The sequence below is a fragment of the Kitasatospora sp. NPDC088134 genome, from assembly GCF_044741705.1.
In the GTDB taxonomy this organism is placed as follows: domain Bacteria; phylum Actinomycetota; class Actinomycetes; order Streptomycetales; family Streptomycetaceae; genus Kitasatospora.
In genome coordinates this window covers 14,808-35,662 of sequence record NZ_JBIUTD010000025.1, presented here as the reverse complement: position 1 = coordinate 35,662, position 20,855 = coordinate 14,808, and the positions used below count along the sequence as shown (strand labels likewise).

Annotated in this window: 20 protein-coding genes; 13 read left to right on the top strand and 7 right to left on the bottom strand. The window is 76.5% G+C overall.

The features are described 5' to 3' along the window. Positions 1 to 81 precede the first annotated feature (81 nt). Complete coding sequence (locus ACIOHG_RS29610; RefSeq protein WP_400955202.1) at positions 82 to 216, bottom strand: BBE domain-containing protein; 135 nt, start codon at positions 214 to 216, stop codon at positions 82 to 84. Between the two features lie 103 nt (positions 217 to 319). Continuing rightward, complete coding sequence (locus ACIOHG_RS29605; protein ID WP_400955051.1) at positions 320 to 1,756, bottom strand: hypothetical protein; 1,437 nt, start codon at positions 1,754 to 1,756, stop codon at positions 320 to 322. A gap of 362 nt (positions 1,757 to 2,118) precedes the next feature. On the opposite strand from ACIOHG_RS29605, the gene ACIOHG_RS29600 reads away from it, so the two are divergent. Then, on the top strand, positions 2,119 to 3,684 hold the full coding sequence (locus tag ACIOHG_RS29600) for an alpha-amylase family glycosyl hydrolase (RefSeq protein WP_400955048.1): 1,566 nt from the start codon (positions 2,119 to 2,121) through the stop codon (positions 3,682 to 3,684). Positions 3,685 to 3,724: 40 nt separating this feature from the next. On the opposite strand, the gene ACIOHG_RS29595 is transcribed toward ACIOHG_RS29600, so the two are convergent. Continuing rightward, entirely contained in the window at positions 3,725 to 4,690 is a 966-nt protein-coding gene (locus tag ACIOHG_RS29595; protein ID WP_400955046.1) for a DUF5937 family protein, read from the bottom strand. Between the two features lie 97 nt (positions 4,691 to 4,787). Between ACIOHG_RS29595 and ACIOHG_RS29590 the strand changes: the two genes are divergently transcribed. Both ACIOHG_RS29590 and hemC read left to right on the top strand, forming a co-directional pair. Beyond that, complete coding sequence (locus ACIOHG_RS29590; RefSeq protein ID WP_400955044.1) at positions 4,788 to 6,080, top strand: MFS transporter; 1,293 nt, start codon at positions 4,788 to 4,790, stop codon at positions 6,078 to 6,080. Positions 6,081 to 6,118: 38 nt separating this feature from the next. Then, positions 6,119 to 7,039 carry a hydroxymethylbilane synthase gene (gene hemC, locus ACIOHG_RS29585; protein ID WP_400955042.1) on the top strand — a complete coding sequence of 307 codons (921 nt, stop codon included), beginning with the start codon at positions 6,119 to 6,121 and terminating at the stop codon, positions 7,037 to 7,039. Between the two features lie 159 nt (positions 7,040 to 7,198). Here hemC and ACIOHG_RS29580 read toward each other — a convergent pair whose 3' ends face one another. The 4 genes from ACIOHG_RS29580 to ACIOHG_RS29565 form a co-directional block, all read right to left on the bottom strand. Continuing rightward, complete coding sequence (locus ACIOHG_RS29580; protein WP_400955039.1) at positions 7,199 to 8,491, bottom strand: MFS transporter; 1,293 nt, start codon at positions 8,489 to 8,491, stop codon at positions 7,199 to 7,201. Next, entirely contained in the window at positions 8,488 to 9,057 is a 570-nt protein-coding gene (locus ACIOHG_RS29575) for an ArsR/SmtB family transcription factor (RefSeq protein ID WP_400955037.1), read from the bottom strand. The genes ACIOHG_RS29580 and ACIOHG_RS29575 overlap by 4 nt, the downstream gene beginning before the upstream one ends. A 65-nt stretch (positions 9,058 to 9,122) precedes the next feature. After that, positions 9,123 to 9,938: a UbiA family prenyltransferase gene (locus ACIOHG_RS29570; protein WP_400955034.1), complete on the bottom strand. Its 816-nt coding sequence runs from the start codon at positions 9,936 to 9,938 to the stop codon at positions 9,123 to 9,125. Positions 9,939 to 9,998: 60 nt separating this feature from the next. After that, positions 9,999 to 10,268, bottom strand: coding sequence for a ribosomal protein L7/L12 (locus tag ACIOHG_RS29565; protein ID WP_400955031.1), 270 nt, complete (start codon positions 10,266 to 10,268; stop codon positions 9,999 to 10,001). A gap of 137 nt (positions 10,269 to 10,405) precedes the next feature. Here ACIOHG_RS29565 and ACIOHG_RS29560 point away from each other — a divergent pair, with 137 nt between their 5' ends. The 10 genes from ACIOHG_RS29560 to ACIOHG_RS29515 all read left to right on the top strand — a co-directional run bounded on the left by ACIOHG_RS29560 (position 10,406) and on the right by ACIOHG_RS29515 (position 20,836). Then, the gene (locus tag ACIOHG_RS29560) at positions 10,406 to 11,506 is read left to right on the top strand and encodes a type III polyketide synthase (RefSeq protein WP_400955029.1); all 1,101 of its coding nucleotides are present in this window, start codon (positions 10,406 to 10,408) and stop codon (positions 11,504 to 11,506) included. Positions 11,507 to 11,512: 6 nt separating this feature from the next. After that, the gene (locus ACIOHG_RS29555) at positions 11,513 to 12,031 is read left to right on the top strand and encodes an isoprenylcysteine carboxyl methyltransferase family protein (protein ID WP_400955027.1); all 519 of its coding nucleotides are present in this window, start codon (positions 11,513 to 11,515) and stop codon (positions 12,029 to 12,031) included. Next, entirely contained in the window at positions 12,028 to 13,056 is a 1,029-nt protein-coding gene (locus ACIOHG_RS29550; RefSeq protein ID WP_400955025.1) for an NAD(P)/FAD-dependent oxidoreductase, read from the top strand. The genes ACIOHG_RS29555 and ACIOHG_RS29550 overlap by 4 nt, the downstream gene beginning before the upstream one ends. 181 nt (positions 13,057 to 13,237) lie before the next feature. Then, positions 13,238 to 13,699 (top strand): NUDIX hydrolase, encoded by a 462-nt coding sequence (locus tag ACIOHG_RS29545; protein WP_400955022.1) that lies wholly within the window; start codon positions 13,238 to 13,240, stop codon positions 13,697 to 13,699. A gap of 44 nt (positions 13,700 to 13,743) precedes the next feature. Then, positions 13,744 to 15,315 (top strand): prenyltransferase/squalene oxidase repeat-containing protein, encoded by a 1,572-nt coding sequence (locus ACIOHG_RS29540; protein ID WP_400955020.1) that lies wholly within the window; start codon positions 13,744 to 13,746, stop codon positions 15,313 to 15,315. Positions 15,316 to 15,509: 194 nt separating this feature from the next. Continuing rightward, on the top strand, positions 15,510 to 15,761 hold the full coding sequence (locus ACIOHG_RS29535) for a hypothetical protein (RefSeq protein WP_400955019.1): 252 nt from the start codon (positions 15,510 to 15,512) through the stop codon (positions 15,759 to 15,761). Positions 15,762 to 15,901: 140 nt separating this feature from the next. Then, positions 15,902 to 16,795: a hypothetical protein gene (locus tag ACIOHG_RS29530; protein ID WP_400955016.1), complete on the top strand. Its 894-nt coding sequence runs from the start codon at positions 15,902 to 15,904 to the stop codon at positions 16,793 to 16,795. A gap of 137 nt (positions 16,796 to 16,932) precedes the next feature. Beyond that, positions 16,933 to 18,384, top strand: a complete 1,452-nt coding sequence (locus ACIOHG_RS29525; RefSeq protein WP_400955014.1) for a catalase — start codon at positions 16,933 to 16,935, stop codon at positions 18,382 to 18,384. Between the two features lie 181 nt (positions 18,385 to 18,565). Continuing rightward, positions 18,566 to 19,603 (top strand): phosphotransferase family protein, encoded by a 1,038-nt coding sequence (locus ACIOHG_RS29520; protein WP_400955012.1) that lies wholly within the window; start codon positions 18,566 to 18,568, stop codon positions 19,601 to 19,603. A gap of 3 nt (positions 19,604 to 19,606) precedes the next feature. Continuing rightward, a complete protein-coding gene (locus ACIOHG_RS29515; RefSeq protein ID WP_400955010.1) occupies positions 19,607 to 20,836 on the top strand; it encodes an acyl-CoA dehydrogenase family protein in 1,230 nt (409 codons plus the stop codon). Positions 20,837 to 20,855: the final 19 nt, after the last annotated feature.

Genomic DNA, 20,855 nt, shown 5'->3' with positions numbered 1-20,855 from the left:
TTCCGGGCGGGGCGGCCCGGCCGACGGTCGGTCGGCGGGGCTGCGGGGGCTGCGGGGCTGCGGGGCTGCGAGGAGACGTGCTCAACTGCCGATGGACTGCGGGAAGGTGAACAGTCCGTCCGGGTCGTGGCGGTGCTTGGTGGCCACCAGCCGCGGGTAGTTGGCACCGTAGTAGGCGGTGCGCCACTCCCGAAGGTCCGGATCGGTGAAGTTCAGGTACGCACCGTCGACGGCGTGCGGAACGATCGGGTGGCCGGGCTCCGCCGGCCGGCGCGGTGCGGGTGGCAGGTGCCCGGGGCAGCGGCAGGTCTCCCGCGCGCTACTTCCGGACGATCCGGAGCACGCCGGTCTCGCTGCCCTGGTAGAGGGTGCCGTCGGGGGCGGTGGTGCCGGTCATCTGCAGCGGGTTGTACAGCAGGCCGATGCCGAACGCGGTGCTGCTCAGCGCGGTTCCGGTGGCCGGGTCGACGACGGCGTGCGCGTAGGTGGCGAAGGTCTGCGCGCCCGCCGCGTCGGTCGGGCCGCTCACCGTGACGGTGTAGATCTTCCCGTCGGCGGTCGAGAGCCGGGGCAGCGCCGCCGACTTGACGTCGCTCTCCCAGACGGTGGCGCAGCCGGTGCCGGTCTCGTTCAGGTCGATCCGGGCCAGGCCGCCCTGGAAGGACGCCGAGGCGGGCACGCTGGCGGGCGCGCCCGCGGGCAGCGCCGGGTACGGGTAGCCGTAGGTGTTGGTGACGAACACGCTGCGGCCGGAGGCGATCACGGCGTCCTCGGTGCCGCTGGCCGCCCACCGGGTGAGCACGGGGGTGGCGCAGACCGGCTGCGGGCCGCCGTCGACCCGGTAGACCAGCAGGTTCTCGTGCGGCGCGGCGTTGTCGGTGATCGTCACGTACTCGGTGCCGTTGCCGGGCCCGAAGAAGCTGGGGGTGGCGCCGGTGCCGTGGCTGAGCTGGCCGGGCTTGCGGCCCGGGCCCCGGTCGTAGGGGGCCCGCCACTGGACCACGGGCGTGCCGTCGGCGGACTTGCCGAGCAGGTACAGCGCGTGGTCGGTGGCCACGGCGGTGTGGCCGGGCACGGTGGAGATGCTGTTGGCGACGCCCTCGCCGGTGGCCAGGGTGCGGACCGTGCCGGTGCCGGTGTCGGCGGTGCCGATCACGCCGCCGGCGGTGGCGAACCAGACCGCGCCGTCCCAGTCGGGGGCGAGGCCGACGACGCTGTCCCCGGCGGGCAGCGCGGCGGCCAGCGGGGTCCGCCGGTCGACCGTCAGCTGCCAGCCGGACGCGGCGCGGTGGTGACCGATCCGCACCAGGTCGCCGTTCGCGTCCACGGCGACCAGGGCGTCCGCGCGGTCGAGGTAGGCGTAGACGCCGCCGAACAGGGCGCCCTTGGGGAGTTCCAGCGCGGCCAGGTCCTTGCCGGTCGCCGGGTCCAGCAGGTGCACGGTCGGGGTCTGGCCGAAGATCGTGGTGCACAGCGCGACGGGGTAGCCGTCCTGACCGACCGTCACCGTCGGGCAGGCCGAGGCCAGCGCCGTCCGGCTCCAGGCGACGGGCCCGGCGCCGGGGCCCGGGTACGGGGTGGTGTCGCTGGAGGCCGAGTCGCCGTGCATCCCGGCGTTGCCGTTCGGCGCGGTGGCCGGGTTCTGCGGGGGCGGCGGGCCGAACCCGGGGGCGGCGGCGGTGGCGGTGGAGCCCGCGCCGCCGAGCAGGACGGCGGCGAGCAGGGCGGACGCGGACAGCAGGGGACGTGGGCGCATGGCGGGTCCTGTTCCGGGAGGCGGACGGGTGCGGGCGGGTGCGGACGCCGGGCGGCACCGGGACGGGACGTGCGGGGGTCGCTCGGCGGGAGGCGTGAGCGGCTCCCGGCGCGGGGCGCCGGGAAGGGGACGGGCCGCGTCAGCCGGCGCGGCGACAGCCCGTGGTGGTGGCGCGGCCGTGGTCGACATGGCGGCGGCTCACCAACGGGGTCATGCCAACCACCCTAGCGAGCAGGGCACTTGCCCCGCCTCCCCCGTCCCACTCCTCGGACGGGCCGGTCCGGGGTTTCCGGAGGGGCCGGGGGCGGGAATCGGTCCGGGAGACCGGTGGGCCGTCGGGGGCCGCCGGGACGGGAGGGGCCGTGGTGGGTACGGAGTGGGTGCGGGACGCGGTGCTGTACCAGGTCTATCCGCAGAGCTTCGCGGACGGCAACAGCGACGGGATCGGCGACTTCGCGGGGCTGACGGACCGGCTGGAGTACCTGCGTTGGCTGGGCGTGAACACGGTCTGGCTGAACCCGTGCTTCGCCTCGCCGTTCGGCGACGCGGGCTACGACGTGGCGGACTTCCTGAGCACCGCACCGCGCTACGGCACCGCCGAGGAACTGGCGAAGTTCACCGACGCGGCCCGCGGCGCGGGCATCCGGGTGCTGCTGGACCTGGTGGCCGGCCACACCTCGGACCGGCACCCGTGGTTCACCCGCTCGGCCGACGACCCGTCCGACCACCGCTACATCTGGGCCGACCGCCCCGCGCCCGGGTACGTCGCCTCGCCCGGTGCCCGGCCGGGCTGGTACCGGCCGAACTTCTTCGACTTCCAGCCCGCGCTGAACTTCGGCCACGCCCGCACCGACCCGGCCGAGCCCTGGCGGCTGCCGGTGGACGCCGAGGGCCCGCGGGCCAACCGGGCGGCGCTGCGCGAGATCATGGCGCACTGGTTCGCGCTGGGGGTCTCCGGCTTCCGGGTCGACATGGCGTCCTCACTGGTGAAGGACGACCCGGGGTTCGTCGAGACCGGCCGGCTCTGGCGGGAGACCCGGGCCTGGCTGGACGCCGAGCACCCGGACCGGGCGATCCTCGCCGAGTGGGGCGACCCGGCCCGCTCCGTCCCGATGGGCTTCCACGGCGACTTCTTCCTGCAGTTCGGCGGCCCGGAGGACGGCGCGCCGCTGCGCTCGCTCTGGGACAACGGCGCGGGCACCGTGCACGAGCACTGGCCCGCCGAGCCGTGCTTCTTCGACGCCGAGGGCCGCGGCTCGATGCGCCGCTTCCTCGCCGAGTGGGAGCGCACCCGGGCCGAGACCTCGGGGCGGGGCGCGGCCTTCCTCCCCACCGCCAACCACGACTACTCGCGGCTGGCCACCGGCCCGCGCACCCGCGAGCAGCTGGCCGCCGCCTTCGCCTTCCAGCTGACCTGGCCGACCGTCCCGGCGATCTACTACGGCGACGAGATCGGCATGCGCTACGTCCCCGGCCTGCCCGACACCGAGGGCAGCACGCTCGGCCCGCGCTACAACCGGGCCGGCTGCCGCACCCCCATGCAGTGGGACGCCACCCCGGGCGCCGGTTTCTCCACCGCGCCCGCCACGGACCTCTACCTGCCGCTCGACCCGTCCCCCGACCGCCCCGACGTGGCGACCCAGCGCGCCGACGAGACCTCCCTGCTGCACCACGTCCGGCGGCTGATCGCGCTGCGCCGCGCGCACCCGGCGCTCGGCCCGGACGGTCCGGTCGAAGTCCTGCACAGCGGCTACCCGTTGACGTACCTGCGCAGCGACCTGCTGGTGGTGGTCAACCCGCGCCGCTCCCCCGCCAGCCTGCCGGTCGAACGCGAGCTGCCGGGCCGCCTACTGGACGGGCGGGGCGTGTCGATGACCCACTCGGTGCTGCGCGCCGAGGGCTTCTCCTGGGCGGTCTTCACCCGCTGACTGGCCAACCTCCCGCTTCTGAACAGATACTGACGGTTCGTCAGTCAGAGATCAGCAGTTCGGCGGCGGCCGTCCGCAGGTACAGCACGGTGCGGCCGGTGCGGTGCCGGGCGGCCAGCCCGGCGTCGTGCAGGGCGGACAGGTGGTGCGAGACGGTGGCGGCCGACAGGCCGGTGCGGGCGGCGAGTTCGGTGGTGGTGGCCGGGGCGGCGAGTTCGGCGAGCAGCCGGGCCCGGGCCCGGCCGATCACCCGGGCCAGCCCGTCCGGCACCGCCTCCGCGGTCTCCCAGAGCGTGGCGACGCCGCGCGGCGGGTAGACCAGTCCGGGCTGCCAGGGCGGGTTGAGCTGGGAGAACACCCCGGGCCAGGCGAACACGGTCGGGACCAGCACCAGGCCGCGGGCGCCGTCCAGGCGGCGGTGCACGTCGACGTGGCGGTGCCCGATCCGCAGCAGGTCGCGCTCCCAACTCACCTGCGGGTGCAGGTCGGTGAACAGTCCGGCCGGGCCCTCCTCGGCGGCCTGCCGGGCCCGGCGGAGGATCTCGCCCTCGACCAGCCGCTCGGTCCGGGACCAGTACGGGGCGATGGCGGCCTGCCAGTAGGCCGCCACCTCCGCCGCCAGCCGGGACATCCCGCGCTCCGGGTCCCGGGCCAACTCCGCGACCAGCAGCGGAAGTTCGCCACCCAGCCGGTCCAGGTCACGGCGGACCGCGGCCGGTTCGAGGGCGGTCAGCGCGTCCAGTTGCTGTGCCAGGGTCGGGCTGCCGGCGTCCGGGACGGGGGTGAGGAAGTCCGGCACGTACACCGTCGGCAGCCGGACCAGCTGGGACAGCAACTCCCAGCCCACTCCGGCGAGTCGGGGCCGGACCCGGCGCACCCAGGGCAGGTGGACGGCCCGCCGCCCCGGGTCCTTGAGCACCTCGATGCTGGTCACCACCTCGCACAGCGGCGAGCGGGCGAACCTGGTCAGCGCCAGGTCCTGTGCGGAGAACTCCCAGGTGAGCACCGGCCCTCCCTCCGACGGTACGGTCGTGCGCCCTTCGAGGATTCGAGCAGGATCGAATTCCTGGGCGGGGTCGATCGTCGCAGCCAGGCTCGGAGGCATGACCACCGCCTCCCCCGTCCCGTTCCGGGACCGCCTCGGCCTGCCCGCCACCGCGGGCCGGCACCGCCGCCTGATCGGCGCGCACCTGATCGACAGCCTGGGCACCGGCCTGGTACTGGCGTTCACCCTGGTGTTCTTCGTCCGCACCACCGACCTGTCGCTGGCCGCGATCGGCGCGGCCGTCTCCACCGCCCGGCTGCTGGCGCTGCCCACGGCGCTGCTGGTCGGCCCGCTGATCGACCGGTACGGCGCCCGGCGGGTCGCGGCGGCGGCCAACGCGCTCTCCGCACTGGCCCACGGCGGGTTCCTGCTCGCCGACCGGGCCTGGTCGATCGTGCTGGTCTGCCTGCTGGCCCAGGTCGGCCAGGCCGCCTACTGGACGGCCAGCACCGGCCTGGTGGTGCTGGCCGCCCCCGAGGGCGGGCGGACCCGCTGGTTCGCCCTGGTCCAGACCCTGCGCAACACCGGCCTCGGCCTGGGCGGGGCGCTCGGCGCGCTGCTGGTCGGCGACGGCGGGGCGGGCGGCCTGCGGCTGCTGGTGGCGCTGAACGCGGCCTCCTACCTGGTCGCGGCGGTGCTGCTGGCGCGCTGGCGGCCCGCGCCGGCGGCTCCCCCGGCACCGACGGGCGTCCCGGCACCGGGGACGGCCGGGCCCGGCGGGTACCGGGAGGTGCTGGCGGACCGCCGGTACCTGCTGATGGTCGCGGCGAACCTGTCGTTCGTGCTGGCCTCGATGGTGCTGAGCGTCCTGCTGGCCGTGCACGTCACCGCCGCGCTGCACCTGGGCGCCCCGGTGGCCGCGGCGCTGCTGGTGCTCAACGGCGTGCAGGTGGTGCTCACCCAGGGCCCGGTGGCGCGGCTGCTGGAGGGGTGCCGGCCGACCCGGACGGCCGCCGCCGGGGCGCTGCTGAACGCGCTGGCCTTCGCCGGGTTCGCGCTGCTGCCCGCCGGGGCGCCCGGCTGGGTGCTGGTCCCCGGGCTGGTGCTGGCGATGCTGGTGTACAACCTGGCCGAGACGGTCGCCACCCCCGGCCGCGAGGAGCTGAGCGTGGCGCTGGCCCGTCCGGAGCGGCGCGGCCGCTACCTGGCGGTCAACCAGCTCTCCTGGAGCCTGGGCCAGGCGCTCGCCCCCGGCCTGCTCACCCTGCTGTTCGCCCACGGCCCGTCCTGGCCCTGGCTGTTCCTGCTGGCGGCCTCGCTGGTCGCCGTCCCCGGCCTGCTCCGGCTGGAGCGGCCGGCCGCCCCGGTTCCCGACATTCCGTCGGAAACCGGGCCGGTTCCGGCGCGCTAACATGCCGTCAGAGTGCGGCCCGGCAGCAGGAGTTGACGATGATCGAACTGGTGGTGGGATCGCGGGCGAGCCAGCTGGCCCGGGCCCAGGTCAAGGAGTTCCTCGCCCCGCTGCGCGAGCGCCACCCCGACGTGGTGTTCCGGCACCGGGTCGTCCTGGAGGACGGCGACCTCGACCGGACGTCCCCGCTGCGCGAGGTCTCCGAGCGGGGCGGCGGCTCGGCGTTCGCCGGGCGGCAGGCCGCGGCGCTGCTCGACGGCGAGGTGGACGTGGTGGTCCACTCGCTCAAGGACCTCCCCACCGCGGACCCGGACGGCCTGGTCCTGCTGCCCTCGCCCGCCCGGGCCGACGTCCGCGACGCGCTCTGCGGCGCCCCGCTGGCCGCCCTCCCGACCGGCGCCCGGGTCGGCACCTCGGCCGCCCGCCGGATCGCCCAACTCCTGCACGTCCGGCCGGACCTGGTCCCGCAGCGGATCCGCGGCAACGTCCCGACCCGGCTCGGCCGGCTGCGCACCCTGGACGCCGTGGTGCTCGCCTCGGCCGGACTGCACCGGCTGGGCCGGGCCGGGGAGATCGCCGAACTCCTCCCGGTCGCCCAGTTCCCGCCCAGCCCCGGGCAGGGGGCGCTCGGCATCCAGATCCGCGCGGACGACCGCAAGGCCCGCGAACTGCTGGCCGGCACCGGCGACCCCATCACCGACGCGGAGGTCCGGGCGGAGCGCGCGATGCTCGCCGAACTGCACGGCGGCTGCTCCGTCCCGGTCGGCGCGTACGCCACCACCGCCGACGGCATCCTCACCCTGCACGGCCAGGTCACCTCCGTCGACGGCACCCGCCAGATCGAGGCCACCCTCTCCGGCAACCCCGCCGAACCCGAGAAGCTCGGCGCCGCCGTGGCCGGAGCCCTCCTCGACCAGGACGCCGAACTCCTCCTCGCCGCCGCCCGCCCCTCCCCCTGACCCCCGCGACGCCCTGGACAGCACCCACGGGCGACGCGGGCGGCGGCCGCGCGCAGCAGCACGGGGGACACGGCCCGCAGCCCGCCTTCGGCCACCGACCCCACAGCCGCGCACAGCGCCACCCCCACGCGCCGACGCTCCGTCAGGCCGACGCCCCGCTCAGTTGCTCGTGGCGCCCTGGAGCTCCCGCTGCGGCTGCTCCTCCTTCTGCTCCTCCTCCGCCTTCGCGGCCGCGCGCAGCGCTGCCTCGACCCGGCGGTTGCTGGTCATGGTCGCCGTGACGGCGGTCATCGTGAGGAGCAGGCCCGCGGCGGCGAAGAGCGGGGCGCGGACGCCCTGCGCGGTGGCGAGCCAGCCGCCGAGGAAGGCGCCGAAGGGAGCGGCGCACATGGCGAGCATCCGGGAGGTGGAGGCGACCCGGCCCATCAGGTGGGCAGGGACGATCGTCTGGCGGAGCGAGGGGCCGAGCACCATGGTGGCGCCCATGCCCGCCCCGCAGACGGCGAGCGCGAGGCCCGCGACGTACGCGTTCGGGGCGGCCGCGAGGCCCAGCATGGCGAGGCCCTCGACGGCGGCGGTGCAGGTGAGCGCGGCGCCGGTGCCGAGTCGGCGGCCGAGGAAGGAGGCCAGGCCCGCGCCCGCCAGGCCGCCGGCGGCCTCCGTGGTGAGCAGCAGGCCGAAGCCGGTGGCGCCGATGCCGAGCCGGTCGTGCGCGAAGAGGGCGAGGACGGTCTCCACGGCGAGGAAGGCGATGTTCCCGACCGCCGGACGGAGCGCGAGCCCGAGCAGCAGGGTGTCGCGGAAGACGTAGGAGGCGCCGGCCCGGGCCTGTCGCAGCAGCGACTCGCGGGCCTGCGGCACCGGCCGGGGCGCGGCGGGCAGCGAGCGGACGAGTACCGCGGAGACCGCGAAGGAGAGCGCGTCGGCGAGCAGCGGGAAGGCCCGGCCGAGGGCCAGCAGGGCACTGCCGGCGGGCGGGCCGGCGAAGCCGGAGGCGGCGGTCTGGGCGCCGCGCAGGCGGGAGTTGGCGCGCTCCAGCCGGGCCGGGTCGCGGCCGAGCAGGTCGGGCAGGTAGGCGGTGGCGGCGGTGTCGAAGAAGAGTCCGCCGAGGCCGAGCAGGAAGCCGACGGCCGCGAGCAGCGGGATGCTCAGCAGGTCGAGCGCGGCCGCGGCGGCCGGGACGGCGAGCAGCAGCGTCCGGACCGCGTCGGTGATCCACATGGTGCGGCGGCGGTCCCAGCGGTCCACCAGCGCGCCGCCGAGGATGCCGAACAGCAGCCAGGGCAGGGTGCCGGCGGCGGCGACCACGGCGAGGGCCAGCGGGTCGCGGGTGAGCGTCAGCGCGAGCAGCGGGAGCGCGGCGTGCGAGACGCCGTCACCGAGCGAGGACACCGTCTGCGCCGTCCACAGCCGGCCGAACCCGGCGGGCAACTTCCTTGCGTCCTGGGTCACTTGTCGTCCTTCTCGGTCGGCCCGGTCGGCTCGGAGGCTGCGGGAGCGACGGGGGCGGCGGCGGGGTGGAACAGCGCGAAGACCAGCGAGGCGTCCGGCAGGGCGGGGTCGGAGAGCGCCCGGTACTCGTCGGCCAGGGCCTGCAGGCGGGAGCCGAGTTCGGCGAACTGCTGCTCGGTGAGCCGCAGGTGGGCCATCCGCACGTGCCGTTCGGCGTCCGCCGGGGCGGCCTCCAGGTCGGCCACCGCGTGCCGCATCAGCACGTCGGGGCCGCCGTCGGTCGGGTCCGGCAGGACGATGCTCCGGGCGGCCATCGCGTAGTACCGCTCGGTGACGCCGCGGACCTTCTGCGTCCGCACCACCTTGACCAGGCCGGCCCGTTCGAGCAGCCGCACGTGGTAGCTGGAGCTGCCCTTCGCCAGGCCGACGCGGGCGGCGATCTGGGTGATCGTGGCGGGCTCGAAGCGGAGCACCGCCATGATCCGGTGGCGGGTGAGGTTGGAGACGGCGCGCAACTGCTCGGCCGTGGTGACGTGGAGCGCCTCTGGGCGGTCTTCGGTGGGCACGGCACCAATGGTCAACGTTTCTTGACCATTGGGCAAGGGGTTTTCCCGATCTCCCTCACCGGGCGTCAACTGCCGGGCCGCAGACCCCCGTCGAGCAGCAGCAGGCCGAGTGCCAGCGCGGCGGCGGCGATCACCGCCAGGAAGGGCAGCCGGCCGCGCGGCGCGCGCAGGACGGCCAGCACCGGCGGGGCGGTGACCAGCGCGACCGGCCAGCCGGGCGCGAGCACCAGCGCGGCGGCGGCCGCGGCCAGCACGGCGACGGCCGCCGAGGCGCGCGGGCCGAGGCGCTGCGGGAGGCCGCGGACGCCGGCGGCGCGGTCGGCGGCGATGTCCGGCAGGACGTTGGCGAAGTGCGCGGCGACGCCGAGCAGCGCGCCCGCGCCGAGCACGGCCGGGGCGGGCCACGGGCGGCCGGGCAGGGCCAGCGTGACGAACGCGGGCAGCAGGGCGAACGCCAGCGCGTACGGCAGCCAGGACCACGCGGTGGCCTTCAGCCGCAGGTTGTACGCCCAGCCCGCGGCCACCGCGACCAGGTGCACAGTGGCCGCGGCCGGTCCGCACGCCGCCGAGAGAGCGACGCAGCAGGCCACCGCCCAGGCGGTGGCCGCCCACCCCCGACGCGCCGTCACCTCCCCGGCGGCGAACGGCTTGTCGCCGCGCCCGGCGGCCAGGTCGCGCCGCCGGTCGACCAGGTCGTTGCTCCAGCCGATCGAGAGCTGCCCGGCCGCGACCGCCCCGGTGGTCAGCACCGTCCCGACCACCCCGCGCCCGGCCCCGACCGCCATCGCCGCCGCCAACCCGGTCACCGCCACCGCGGGCCCCGGATGACAGGCCCGCACCAACGCCCACCCGGGCCGCCCGGCCACCACCGCACCACTCACCCGCCCCAGGCTAGGCCCGCCCCACCCGCCGCCCCGGCATCCGACCGCCGTGTCGCCCGCTCAGGCGTGCGGCCGCGCCTCGGCCGTGGCGCCGACCGCGCGGAGGCGGGCGACGCAGCGGCGGGCGGTGCGTTCCTCGACCCCGGTGAGGACCGGGACCGGGAGCGGGCCGGTGACCGCCTGCTTGGCGGCCAGGATGCCGACTCCCGTGAGCTCGCGGTGGACCTTGACCACCTCGAACGGCGCGGGGCCGGGGTCGAGCAGCAGCACGTCGTAGTCGGTGTGGTCGCAGACCAGCAGGCCGTACCGGATGCCCCCGAACTCGCCCATGCCGCGCAGCATAGGCACCGACTCCATTGCACCCCAAGGGATTTGCCGACCGGGCGGCTCCGATGCCGACGGGGGCGACGCGCCCGCTCCGGGAGGATTGCCCGGGTTCGTGGCGGTCTGCTCCCTATCCTGGCCCGGTGACGCGGATCGCGGCAGTGAGCGGGGTGCTCCCGGCCCACCGGTACCGGCAGCGGGAGTTGGCCGGGGCGGTGGCCGCGCTGCGGGCCGGGGCGGGCGGGGAGCGGCGGGCGCTGGCGGAGCGGTTCTTCGCGGGGGCGGGCGTGGAGTTCCGGCACCTGGCGTTCCCGTGGGAGCGGTACGCGGAGTTCGACGGTTTCGGGCGGGCCAACGACGCCTGGCTGGTGGCGGCGGCGGAGCTGGCCGAGCGGGCCGCCCGGGAGGTGCTGGACGCGGCGGGGATCGGCGCCGAGCAGGTGGACGTGGTGGTCTCGACGACCGTCACGGGCGTGGCCGCGCCCTCGCTGGAGGCCCGGCTCGCGGCCCGGATCGGCCTGCGCGAGGACGTCCGGCGGCTGCCGCTGTTCGGCCTGGGCTGCGCGGGCGGCGCGGCGGGGACGGCGGCGGTGCACGAGCTGCTGACGGGGCGGCCGGAGGGGGTGGCGCTGCTGCTGGCCACCGAGGTGTGCTCGCTGACCTTCCAGCGGGCCGACGACTCGCCGGCGAACCTGCTGGCCGCGGCCCTGTTCGGGGACGGCGCGGGTGCGCTGCTCGCGGTCGGCGACGCGCACCCGGCGGCACGTCCGGCGGCGGGCGCGGCGGCCGGCACCGCAGCGGGCGCGGCCGGGCCCGAGGTGGTGGCGACCCGGAGCCGGCTGTACCCGGGCACCGAGCGGCTGCTCGGCTGGGAGGTCGGCGACGGCGGCTTCGGTATCCTGCTGGGGGCCGAACTCCCGGAGCTGGTACGGCTGCACGTGGCCGAGGAGGTGTCCTCCTTCCTGGCCGCGCACGACCTGAAGCCGGGCGACGTGGCGGCCTGGGTCTGCCACCCGGGCGGCCCCCGGGTGCTGGACGCGCTGGGCGGCGAACTCGGCCTGACGGAGCGGGCGTTGGCGCCGAGCCGGGCCTCGCTGGCGCGCTGCGGCAACCTCTCCTCGGCCTCGGTGCTGCACATCCTGCGCGACGTGGCCGCCCAAGGTCCGCCCGCGCCGGGCTCGTTCGGGCTGATGCTGGCCCTCGGCCCGGGCTTCGCCTCCGAACTCGCCCTGCTGCGCTGGTAGTCGCCGATGCTTCCCTACACCCTGCTGATCGCGCTGGTCGCCGTGGAGCGGCTGGCGGAACTGGTGGTGGCCCGCCGCAACGCCGCCTGGAGCCTGGCCCGGGGCGGGGTGGAGCACGGGCGCGGCCACTACCCGCCGATGGTGGCGCTGCACACCGCGCTGCTGGCGGGCTGCCTGTTGGAGGTGTGGGGCGCGGGTCGGCCGTTCCTGCCCGCCCTGGGGTGGCCGATGCTGGCGCTGGCGCTGGCCGCGCAGGGCCTGCGCTGGTGGTGCATCCGGACGCTGGGGCCGCGCTGGAACACCCGGGTGATCGTGGTGCCCGGCCTGCCGCTGGTGGCGGGCGGCCCGTACCGGTGGCTGCGGCACCCCAACTACCTCGCGGTGGTGGTGGAGGGCTTCGCGCTGCCGCTGGTGCACACGGCCTGGGTGACGGCGCTCTGCTTCACCGTGCTGAACGCCTGGCTGCTGGCGACCCGGCTGCGCTGCGAGGAGCGCGCCCTGACGCCGTACCGGACCGCCGCGTGATCGACCTGCTGGTGGTCGGTGGCGGCCCGGCGGGGCTGGCCACCGCGATCCACGCGGCCCGGGCGGGCCTGTCGGTGACCGTCCTGGAGCCGCGCGCCACGCCCGTCGACAAGGCCTGCGGCGAGGGCCTGATGCCGGGCGCGGTCCGGGCGCTGGCCCGGCTCGGGGTCGCCGTCGAGGGCCGCCCGTTCCACGGCATCCGCTACCTGGAGGCGGCCGGCCCGCGCTCCGCCGAGGCCCGGTTCCGCACCGGCCACGGCCTGGGCGTGCGCCGCACCGTCCTGCACGCGGCCCTCGCCGAACGGGCCGACCGGCTCGGCGTCCGCCGGCTGCCGGTGAAGGCGGACGGGCTGACGCCGCTGCAGGACGGCGTCGCCGTCGGAGAGTTGATCTGTCGACATGTCGTCGCCGCGGACGGCCTGCACTCCCCGCTGCGGCGCGTCCTCGGCCTGCACCGCCCGCCCGCCGGCCGCCGCCCGGCCCGCTACGGGCAGCGCCGGCACTTCGCGGTCCGGCCGTGGAGCGACCTGGTCGAGGTGTACTGGTCCCGGCACGCCGAGGCGTACGTGACGCCGGTCGCCGACGGCACCGTCGGGGTCGCGGTACTGGGCACCGAACGGCTCCCGTTCGACCGCCAACTCGCCGCCTTCCCAGCCCTGTTGGAGCGCCTGGGCGACGCCTCCGCCGGCCCGGTCCGGGGCGCGGGGCCGCTGCGCCAGCACGCCGCCGCCCGGGTCCGGGGGCGGGTGCTGCTGGTCGGCGACGCCGCCGGGTACCTGGACGCGCTGACCGGCGAGGGCGTCGCCCTGGCGCTGGCCTCCGCCGAGGCCGCCGTCGCCGCCCTCGCCGCGGGCCGCCCCGCCGACTACGAGCGGGCCTGGCGCCGCGCCACCCGCCCCTACCGCCTGCTCACCGCCGCCCTGCTGACGGCCCGTCATCATCCGTCCCTCGGGCCGCACATCGTCCCACTGGCGGCTGCCCTGCCCCCGGTGTTCCGGGCAGCCGTCGGCCTGCTGGCCCGCTGAGCGCCGGACCGCGCACCCCTCGCTCCCCCGGCACGCGCACGAGTACTCCGATACCTCGCTTTTGGGGTATTTCGTGCAACAATCGGGCCGCATCCGGACGTTGATCGAGCGTCAGGGGCGCGGCACCCACCGGCGCTACTGCCGCCGCCCAGGTTCCGGCCCGACCGCAGGCAGGATGCCCATGCCCTCGCTCTCCCCCGCCCCGCCGTCCGTCCCCGGGACCCCGCTCGTCCCCGTCCCGCTGTCCGCCGTCCCGCTGCGCCGCCGCTGGGCGACGGTCTGCGTGGACCCGGCCGGGCGGGTGCTGGTGTACCGGCGCGGCGAGCAGGCCCTGGTCCACCCGGGCTGGTGGGACGTGCTGGCGGACGGCGGGGTGCGCGCGGGCGGGCGGCCGGCGGAGCCCGCCGGGGGCTTCCCCGGCCCGGGCCTGGCCGAGCTGCACCGCCACCTGGCGGCCGACCCCGCCGGGACGGGCCTGCTGACGGTGCGCAGGCTGCTCGTCGGCCGGGCGCCGCACCCCGATCCGCGCGAGGTCGCCCGGTACGCCTTCGTCCCGCCCGCGGAGCTGCTCGCCGACCGCGACCGACCGCTGGTCCCGGCCGCGCGGGCCGCCGTCCACCGCCTCCTCCGCCCCACCGGCTGAACGCCCCCGCACGGCCCGCCCCCATCGAAAGCTCCGGAGGCACCATGGCGATCGACACCCTCGACCCGGCCCGGCTCGGACCGCTGGCCGCCGCCCGGGCCGGGCTGGTCACCCGGCTGACCGCCGCCGCCGGCCCCGGCGGGCTGCTGGCCGCCCCGTGCGCGGGACGACTCTGGGAGACCGCGCTGACCCTGCAGCTGCTGACTGCCACCGGTGCCGCGCCCGCCCTGCGCGCCGGGGCCGCCGACCGGCTACGGCTCGCCCTGGCCCGGGGCGGGGACGACCCGGTGCAGACCGCGGCCACCCGGGCGGTCCTCGGCGAACCCGCCGGGGACGCGGACCCGGTGACGGCCCTGCCCGGGTGCGCCGCGGACCGCGACCGCCTGGCACTCCGGCTGCTGCTCGCCGAGCTCGGCGCCGGTCCGCTCCCCGAGCCACCGGGCCCCGCCACCGGGTTCGGCGGCCGCGGCGAATCCGCCCGGCAGACCGTCGAGACCGCCGCCCTGCGGGTGCTGCACGCGGCCCGCTCCGGCACCGCCCGCCCGGTGGGCGCCGCCGACCGGCGCGTCCTGGCCCCCGCCGCGGAGCCCGGCCCACCGCCGTTCGCCGACCACGGCCTGCGCCTGCTCGCCCTGCTCGCGCTGCGCCACTGCCCCGAGTCGCTGCCCGCCGTCCGGGAGCGGGCCACCGAACTGGGCCGCCGGGCCGGCACCGAGGGCGGTGTCCCGCCCGTCACCGGCGCGGACGTGCTCGCCACCGCCGCCGGGGGCCTCGCACTGGCCGCCGCCGACGCCCCGGACACCGTCCTGCGCCCGCTGGCCCGCGCCCTGGCCGAGCACCAACTCCCGGACGGCGGCTGGCCGTTCACCCGGGGCGCCGGGCACTCCGGCGTCGAGGACAGCGCGTACGCCGTGGCGTTCCTGCGCGCGGTCGCCGACCGGGTGCGCTCCGAACCGCTGACGGCGGCGCTCGCCGCCGGTGAGCGGTACCTGCTGGCGAGCCGCAACCGGGACGGCGGCTTCCCCGCGCACGGGCGCGGCGACTCCGAGCCGACCGTGACGGCGGCCGCGGTCGAGGCGCTGGCCGGGAACCCGGAGCACCGGCAGGCGGCGCAGGACGCCGTCCGCTTCCTCGCCGAGCGACAGCTCGCCACCCCCGCCGTCGAGCGCCGCCGCAGCCTCGCCGAGGGCGCGGCACTGTCCCGCGCGGTGCTCGCCCACGAGGCCCTGGAGCGCTCCGCCGGGGGCGCGGCCGTGTCCGCCCTCGCCGCGCAGGCCCGCGCCCAGGCCCTCGGCCGGCTGCTCGACACCCAGCGCCCCGACGGCGGCTGGGGCCACACCCCCGACCGCCCCTCCGACCCGGTCTCCACCGGCTACGCCCTGATCGCCCTCGGCCGCCACCCGGCCGGCCGCGCCCCCGCCCGCCGCGCCCTGCGCCACCTGCTCACCCACCGCACCCCCGCCCGCCCCGACCGCACCGTCCCGGGCCCGCTCCCCCACGACATCCCGCTGCTCGCCGACATCACCACCCTCACCGCCCTCAACCGCGCCGCCACCCTCTTCCCCACCGACCTCCCGTCCCCCCGCGACCACCCCGCCCCACCGCACCTGCTCTGACCCCACGTACCGCCGGCGAGCCCTTCCGACCAAGCAGCCCGCCCCGCACCACCGCTCGGCCGCCCGCCGCACCCCCTCCGACCCGCACCTGTACCAGCCCGTCCGACGCGCGGAACCTCGCCGCTCGGTCGCCCGCCGCACCCACCCTGACCTGCACCCATGCCGGTCCGTCCGGCGCGCGGGACACTGGGTTCATGAGCAAGTCCGACATATTCCACCCGCCGGTCGTGGTCCTCCCGCCGACCCGCGGGGCTCGGCCGTACCGGCGGGTGGAGATCTACGGGCGGACGGTGGGGCGGGCGACCGCGCCGGAGGACGTGGCGGAGTTCGTCCGGCGGGCGGGTGTCGCCGAGCCCGACCTGGACGATCCCGACCTGGTGGCGTGGCGCGGCGGTGATCGCACCGTCTGGGCCCAGGAGCAGCCGGAGGCGCCCCCGGGCGGCTGAGTCCGCGGGGCCCGGCGGTGGGCCGTCCAGGGCAATGCCGTACCCCTTGTGCGGAGCGGGCCCGCTCTGGAGTGGCCGGGTGGCGGGCGGCGGGAGTGGATGGTGTCCAGCCCCCGCCGTGCCGACTCCCAGGAGCCGTGATGCCCCGTCCCCGCCGTGCCGCCGCTGCCGCGGTGCTCTCCCTGTCCGCCCTCTCGGCCGCGGGCTGTGCGGCGGACCCGTCCCCGAGCGCCCCGCCCGCCACCGCCGGTTCGGCGCCGAGTCCGAGCGCCGTCGCGGCGAGCCCGACGGGCGGCCCCGTGAAGTCCTCCTTCGCCACCTCGACGGGCACCCGGGTGGCGCTGGCCGGGGTGGGGAGGCTGGGCCCGATCCTGGTGGACGCGCAGGGCCGCACGCTGTACCTGTACGGTGCGGACACCTCGGTGCACGCGAGCTGCCTGGACGAGTGCGCGAAGTCCTGGCCGCCGGTCACCACACCGGGTTTCCCGCTGGCGGGTCCGGGCGTCGACGACGGTCTGCTGGGCGCGGCGGCGCTGCCCGACGGGACGGCGCAGGTGCTGTACAAGGGCCACCCGCTGTACTTCTACGCGGGTGACCACGGCCCCGGCGAGACGGCCGGCCACACAGTGGCGGACCCGCGCGGCACGTTCTACGCGGTGACCTCGCTGGGCGACCCGGTGGGCGTCGACCTGGCCACCCTGCACGGCCCCGGCGGCACCGCCCCGTCCGCCTCGTCCGCCCCGTCCGCCTCGTTCACCCCGTCCTCGTCGGCGAGCCCGTCCTCCCCGGCCGACCCCTCGGCCGGCCCGGCGGACCCGTCGCCGTCCGCCACCTCGCCCTCCCCCGCCTCAGCGTCACCGTCGCCCTCCTCTGCCGCGTCGTCGCCGACGCCGCCGCCCTCGCCGTCCGTACCGCCGAGCAACCCGGCGACGCCGCCTGCCGATACCTCCGCCGTGCCCGCCGCCCCGGCCGTTCCGGCGGCCCCCGCCGGTGCCGCTGCGGACCAGGGCGCGGACGAGGGCGCGGACGGCTGACGGCCCGTCGGCCGGTCGGGGCTGCGGTTGTGGGCGGCCCCGGGCGGTGTTCGAGTGGGAGGCAGTCGCGGCGGTCGACCCTCGCCGCCGCGCGGCCGCGACGGCGCCCGGCGGGGCGCCCGAGGAGGATTCCCCCAATGTCCCAGCACGTCCCCTTCAGTACGACCAACGCCGGTGTCCCGGTGGAGAGCGACAGCGATTCGCTGACGGCGGGCCCGGTCGGGCCGGTCCTGCTGCACGACCACTACCTGATCGAGAAGATGGCCCAGTTCAACCGGGAGCGGGTGCCGGAGCGGGTGGTGCACGCCAAGGGCAGCGGCGCGTACGGCTTCTTCGAGGTGACCCAGGACGTCAGCCGGTTCACCAGGGCGGACCTGTTCCAGCCGGGGAAGCGGTGCGACCTGCTGGCCCGGTTCTCGACCGTGGCGGGCGAGATGGGGTCGCCGGACACCTGGCGCGACCCGCGCGGCTTCGCGCTGAAGTTCTACACCGAGCAGGGCAACTACGACATGGTCGGCAACAACACCCCGGTGTTCTTCGTCCGGGACCCGATGAAGTTCCAGGACTTCATCCGCTCGCAGAAGCGCCGCCCGGACAACGGCCTGCGCGACCACGACATGCAGTGGGACTTCTGGACGCTCTCCCCGGAGTCCGCGCACCAGGTGACCTGGCTGATGGGCGACCGGGGCATCCCGCGGACCTGGCGGCACATGGACGGCTTCTCCTCGCACACCTACCAGTGGGTGAACGCGGACGGCGCGCGCTTCTGGGTGAAGTACCACTTCAAGACCGACCAGGGCAACGAGTTCCTCACCCAGGCGGAGGCCGACCGGCTGGCGGGCGCGGACGGCGACCACCACCGGCGCGACCTGTTCGAGGCGATCGGGCGCGGCGAGTTCCCGTCCTGGACGCTGCACGTCCAGGTGATGCCGTTCGACGAGGCGTGGGACTACCGGTTCGACCCGTTCGACCTGACGAAGGTGTGGCCGCACGGCGACTACCCGCTGATCGAGGTCGGCCGGTTCACCCTGAACCGCAACCCGGAGGACCACTTCGTCCACATCGAGCAGGCGTCCTTCGAACCGTCCAACCTGGTGCCGGGCATCGGGGTGTCGCCGGACAAGATGCTGCTCGGCCGGATCTTCTCCTACCCGGACGCGCACCGGTACCGGATCGGCCCGAACTACGCGCAACTGCCGCCGAACCGGGCGCACGTGCCGGTGCACTCGTACGCCAAGGACGGGCCGATGCGCTTCGACGCGGCCCGCACCGCCCGGCCGTACGCGCCGAACTCGTACGGCGGGCCGGCCGCCGACCCGTCGCTGTGGGGCGGGCCTGCGGGCTGGGACGTCGCCGGGGCGATGGTGCGGGAGCCGCACCCGCTGCACCGGGAGGACGACGACTGGGGGCAGGCCGGGACGCTGGTGCGCGAGGTGCTGGACGACGCGGCCCGGGGCCGGCTGGTCGCCAACATCGCCGGGCACCTGCAGGACGGCGTCTCCGCGCCGGTGCTGGAGCGCGCCCTGCAGTACTGGCGCAACGTGGACGCGGCGCTGGGCGACCGGGTGGCCGCCGCCCTCGCCCGCTGACCCGGCAGGACCGCCGCCGCAGCCACCGCGCCGCTGTACCGCCGCACCGCCCGTCCCGGAGCCGTTCCCGGGGCGGGCGGTGTGCTGCTCGCGGTGTGCTGCTCGTTGACAAGCGGGGGCGGGCGGATGATCCTAAGCAAGCGCTTAGTCAAACCCTGCTACCCGCTGCGAGGTGCCCCAGATGACCACCGCTGCTCCGCCCGGCCTGGACCTGGAGAGGCTGCGCGCCCACCTGGACGGGGCACTGCCCGCACCGACCGCCGGGCCGCTGACGGCCGCGCTGTTCGAGGGCGGGCGGTCGAACCTGACGTACCTGGTCGGGGACGGGGCTTCGCGCTGGGTGCTGCGCCGGCCGCCGCTCGGGCACGTGCTGGCGACGGCGCACGACATGGGCCGCGAGTACCGGGTGCTCGGCGCGCTGGCCGGGACGGCGGTGCCGGTACCGCGCCCGGTGCTGCTGGTCGAGGACACCGGGGTGATCGGCGCGCCGTTCTACCTGATGGAGTACGTCGAGGGCACCGCGCACCGGGACGCGAAGGAGCTGGCCGCGCTCGGCGAGGAGCGGGTGCACCGGCTCGGCAAGCAGCTGGTGGACACCCTGGTGGCGCTGCACGCGCTGGACCCGGCGGCGGTCGGACTGGCGGACTTCGGTCGGCCCGAGGGCTTCCTGGAGCGCCAACTGCGCCGCTGGGGAAAGCAGTTGGACGCCTCGCGGAGCCGCGAGGTGCCGGGCGTGGACGAGCTGCACCGGCGGCTCGCCGAGACCCTGCCGGCCTCGCCCGCGCCCGCGCTGGTGCACGGCGACTACCGGCTGGACAACGTGCTGGTCGACGCGGCGGACCGGATCGCGGCGGTGCTGGACTGGGAGATGTCCACCGTCGGCGACCCGCTCACCGACCTCGGCCTGCTGGTGATGTACACCGAACTGGCCCGCCGCTTCGACGGCGTGCTGCCGGGCGCGGCGCTCGCCCCCGGCTTCCCGTCCACCGCCGAACTGGTCGGCCGCTACGCCGAGTCGTCGGGCCGCGACGTCTCCGGCCTGGGCTGGTACGTGGGTTTCGCCTCGTTCAAGCTGGCGGTGGTGCTGGAGGGCATCCACTTCCGCTACACCCGGGGCGGCACGGTCGGCGCGGGCTTCGACCGGGTCGGTGAACTGGTGCCGCTGTTCGTCGAGTTCGGGCTGGCCTCGCTCGACTCCCCCACCTCCCAGGAAGGTTGAGCCGTGGATTTCGCACCCGATGCCAGGACGGTCGAGCTGATCGGCGAGGTCGGCGCGTTCATGGACGAGTTCGTCTACCCGGCGGAGCCGGTGCTGGCCGAGCAGTTGGAGGACCCGAAGCGCGAGCCGTGGGCCGTCCCGCCGGTGGTCGGCGAGCTGCGGGCGGCGGCGAAGGCCCGCGGCCTGTGGAACTTGTTCTTTGTGGACAAACACAGCCTGCCCGGTGAGCTGGGGGCCGGGCTGACCAATCTGCAGTACGCGCCGCTGGCCGAACTCACCGGCCGTTCGGTGCTGTTGGCCCCGGCGGCGTTCAACTGCGCGGCCCCCGACACCGGCAACATGGAGCTGCTGGCGCAGTTCGGCTCGGCCGGGCAGCGCGAGCGCTGGCTGCGCCCGCTGCTGGACGGCACGATCCGTTCGGCGTTCGCCATGACCGAGCCGGAGGTGGCCTCCTCGGACGCCACCAACATCACCACCCGGATCGAGCGCGACGGCGACGAGTACGTGGTCAACGGCCGCAAGTGGTACATCACCGGGGCGATGAACCCGGACTGCAAGGTGTTCATCGTGATGGGCAAGACCGACCCGGCGGCCGAGGCGCACCGCCAGCAGTCGATGATCCTGGTGCCCCGGGACACCCCGGGCGTCCACGTGCTGCGCGGCATGCGGGTGTTCGGCTACCAGGACGCCGACCACGGCGGCCACGCGGAGATCCTGTTCGAGGACGTCCGGGTCCCGGCCGACCACCTGATCGGCGCGGAGGGCACCGGTTTCGCCATCGCCCAGGCCCGGCTCGGGCCGGGCCGCATCCACCACTGCATGCGGGCCCTGGGCATCGCCGAACGGGCCCTCGAACTGACCTGCCGCCGGGTCAACTCCCGGATCGCGTTCGGCCGTCCGCTCGCCGACCAGGGCGTGGTGCAGGACTGGATCGCCGAGGCCCGGGTCCGGATCGAGCAGGCCCGCCTGCTGGTGCTGAAGACCGCCTGGCTGATGGACACCGTCGGCAACCGGGGCGCCCACACCGAGATCCAGGCCATCAAGATCGCCGTCCCGTCCACCGTCGAGTGGATCCTCGACAAGGCCGTCCAGGCCCACGGCGCCGCCGGCGTCAGCCAGGACACCGTCCTCGCCCAACTCTGGGCCGGCAACCGCACCCTCCGCCTCGCCGACGGCCCGGACGAGGTCCACCGCCGCTCGCTGGCCCGCCGCGAACTGAAGAAGTACCGCTGACGGCGTGCAAAAAGGGGGC

Bases quoted from the DNA above. Each gene is read 5' to 3' on its own strand.
- ACIOHG_RS29605 (WP_400955051.1), bottom strand. From the start codon at position 1,756: ATGCGCCCACGTCCCCTGCTGTCCGCGTCCGCCCTGCTCGCCGCCGTC.
- ACIOHG_RS29590 (WP_400955044.1), top strand. From the start codon at position 4,788: ATGACCACCGCCTCCCCCGTCCCGTTCCGGGACCGCCTCGGCCTGCCC.
- hemC (WP_400955042.1), top strand. From the start codon at position 6,119: ATGATCGAACTGGTGGTGGGATCGCGGGCGAGCCAGCTGGCCCGGGCC.
- ACIOHG_RS29565 (WP_400955031.1), bottom strand. From the start codon at position 10,268: ATGGGCGAGTTCGGGGGCATCCGGTACGGCCTGCTGGTCTGCGACCAC.
- ACIOHG_RS29555 (WP_400955027.1), top strand. From the start codon at position 11,513: ATGCTTCCCTACACCCTGCTGATCGCGCTGGTCGCCGTGGAGCGGCTG.
- ACIOHG_RS29545 (WP_400955022.1), top strand. From the start codon at position 13,238: ATGCCCTCGCTCTCCCCCGCCCCGCCGTCCGTCCCCGGGACCCCGCTC.
- ACIOHG_RS29540 (WP_400955020.1), top strand. From the start codon at position 13,744: ATGGCGATCGACACCCTCGACCCGGCCCGGCTCGGACCGCTGGCCGCC.
- ACIOHG_RS29535 (WP_400955019.1), top strand. From the start codon at position 15,510: ATGAGCAAGTCCGACATATTCCACCCGCCGGTCGTGGTCCTCCCGCCG.
- ACIOHG_RS29530 (WP_400955016.1), top strand. From the start codon at position 15,902: ATGCCCCGTCCCCGCCGTGCCGCCGCTGCCGCGGTGCTCTCCCTGTCC.
- ACIOHG_RS29525 (WP_400955014.1), top strand. From the start codon at position 16,933: ATGTCCCAGCACGTCCCCTTCAGTACGACCAACGCCGGTGTCCCGGTG.
- ACIOHG_RS29520 (WP_400955012.1), top strand. From the start codon at position 18,566: ATGACCACCGCTGCTCCGCCCGGCCTGGACCTGGAGAGGCTGCGCGCC.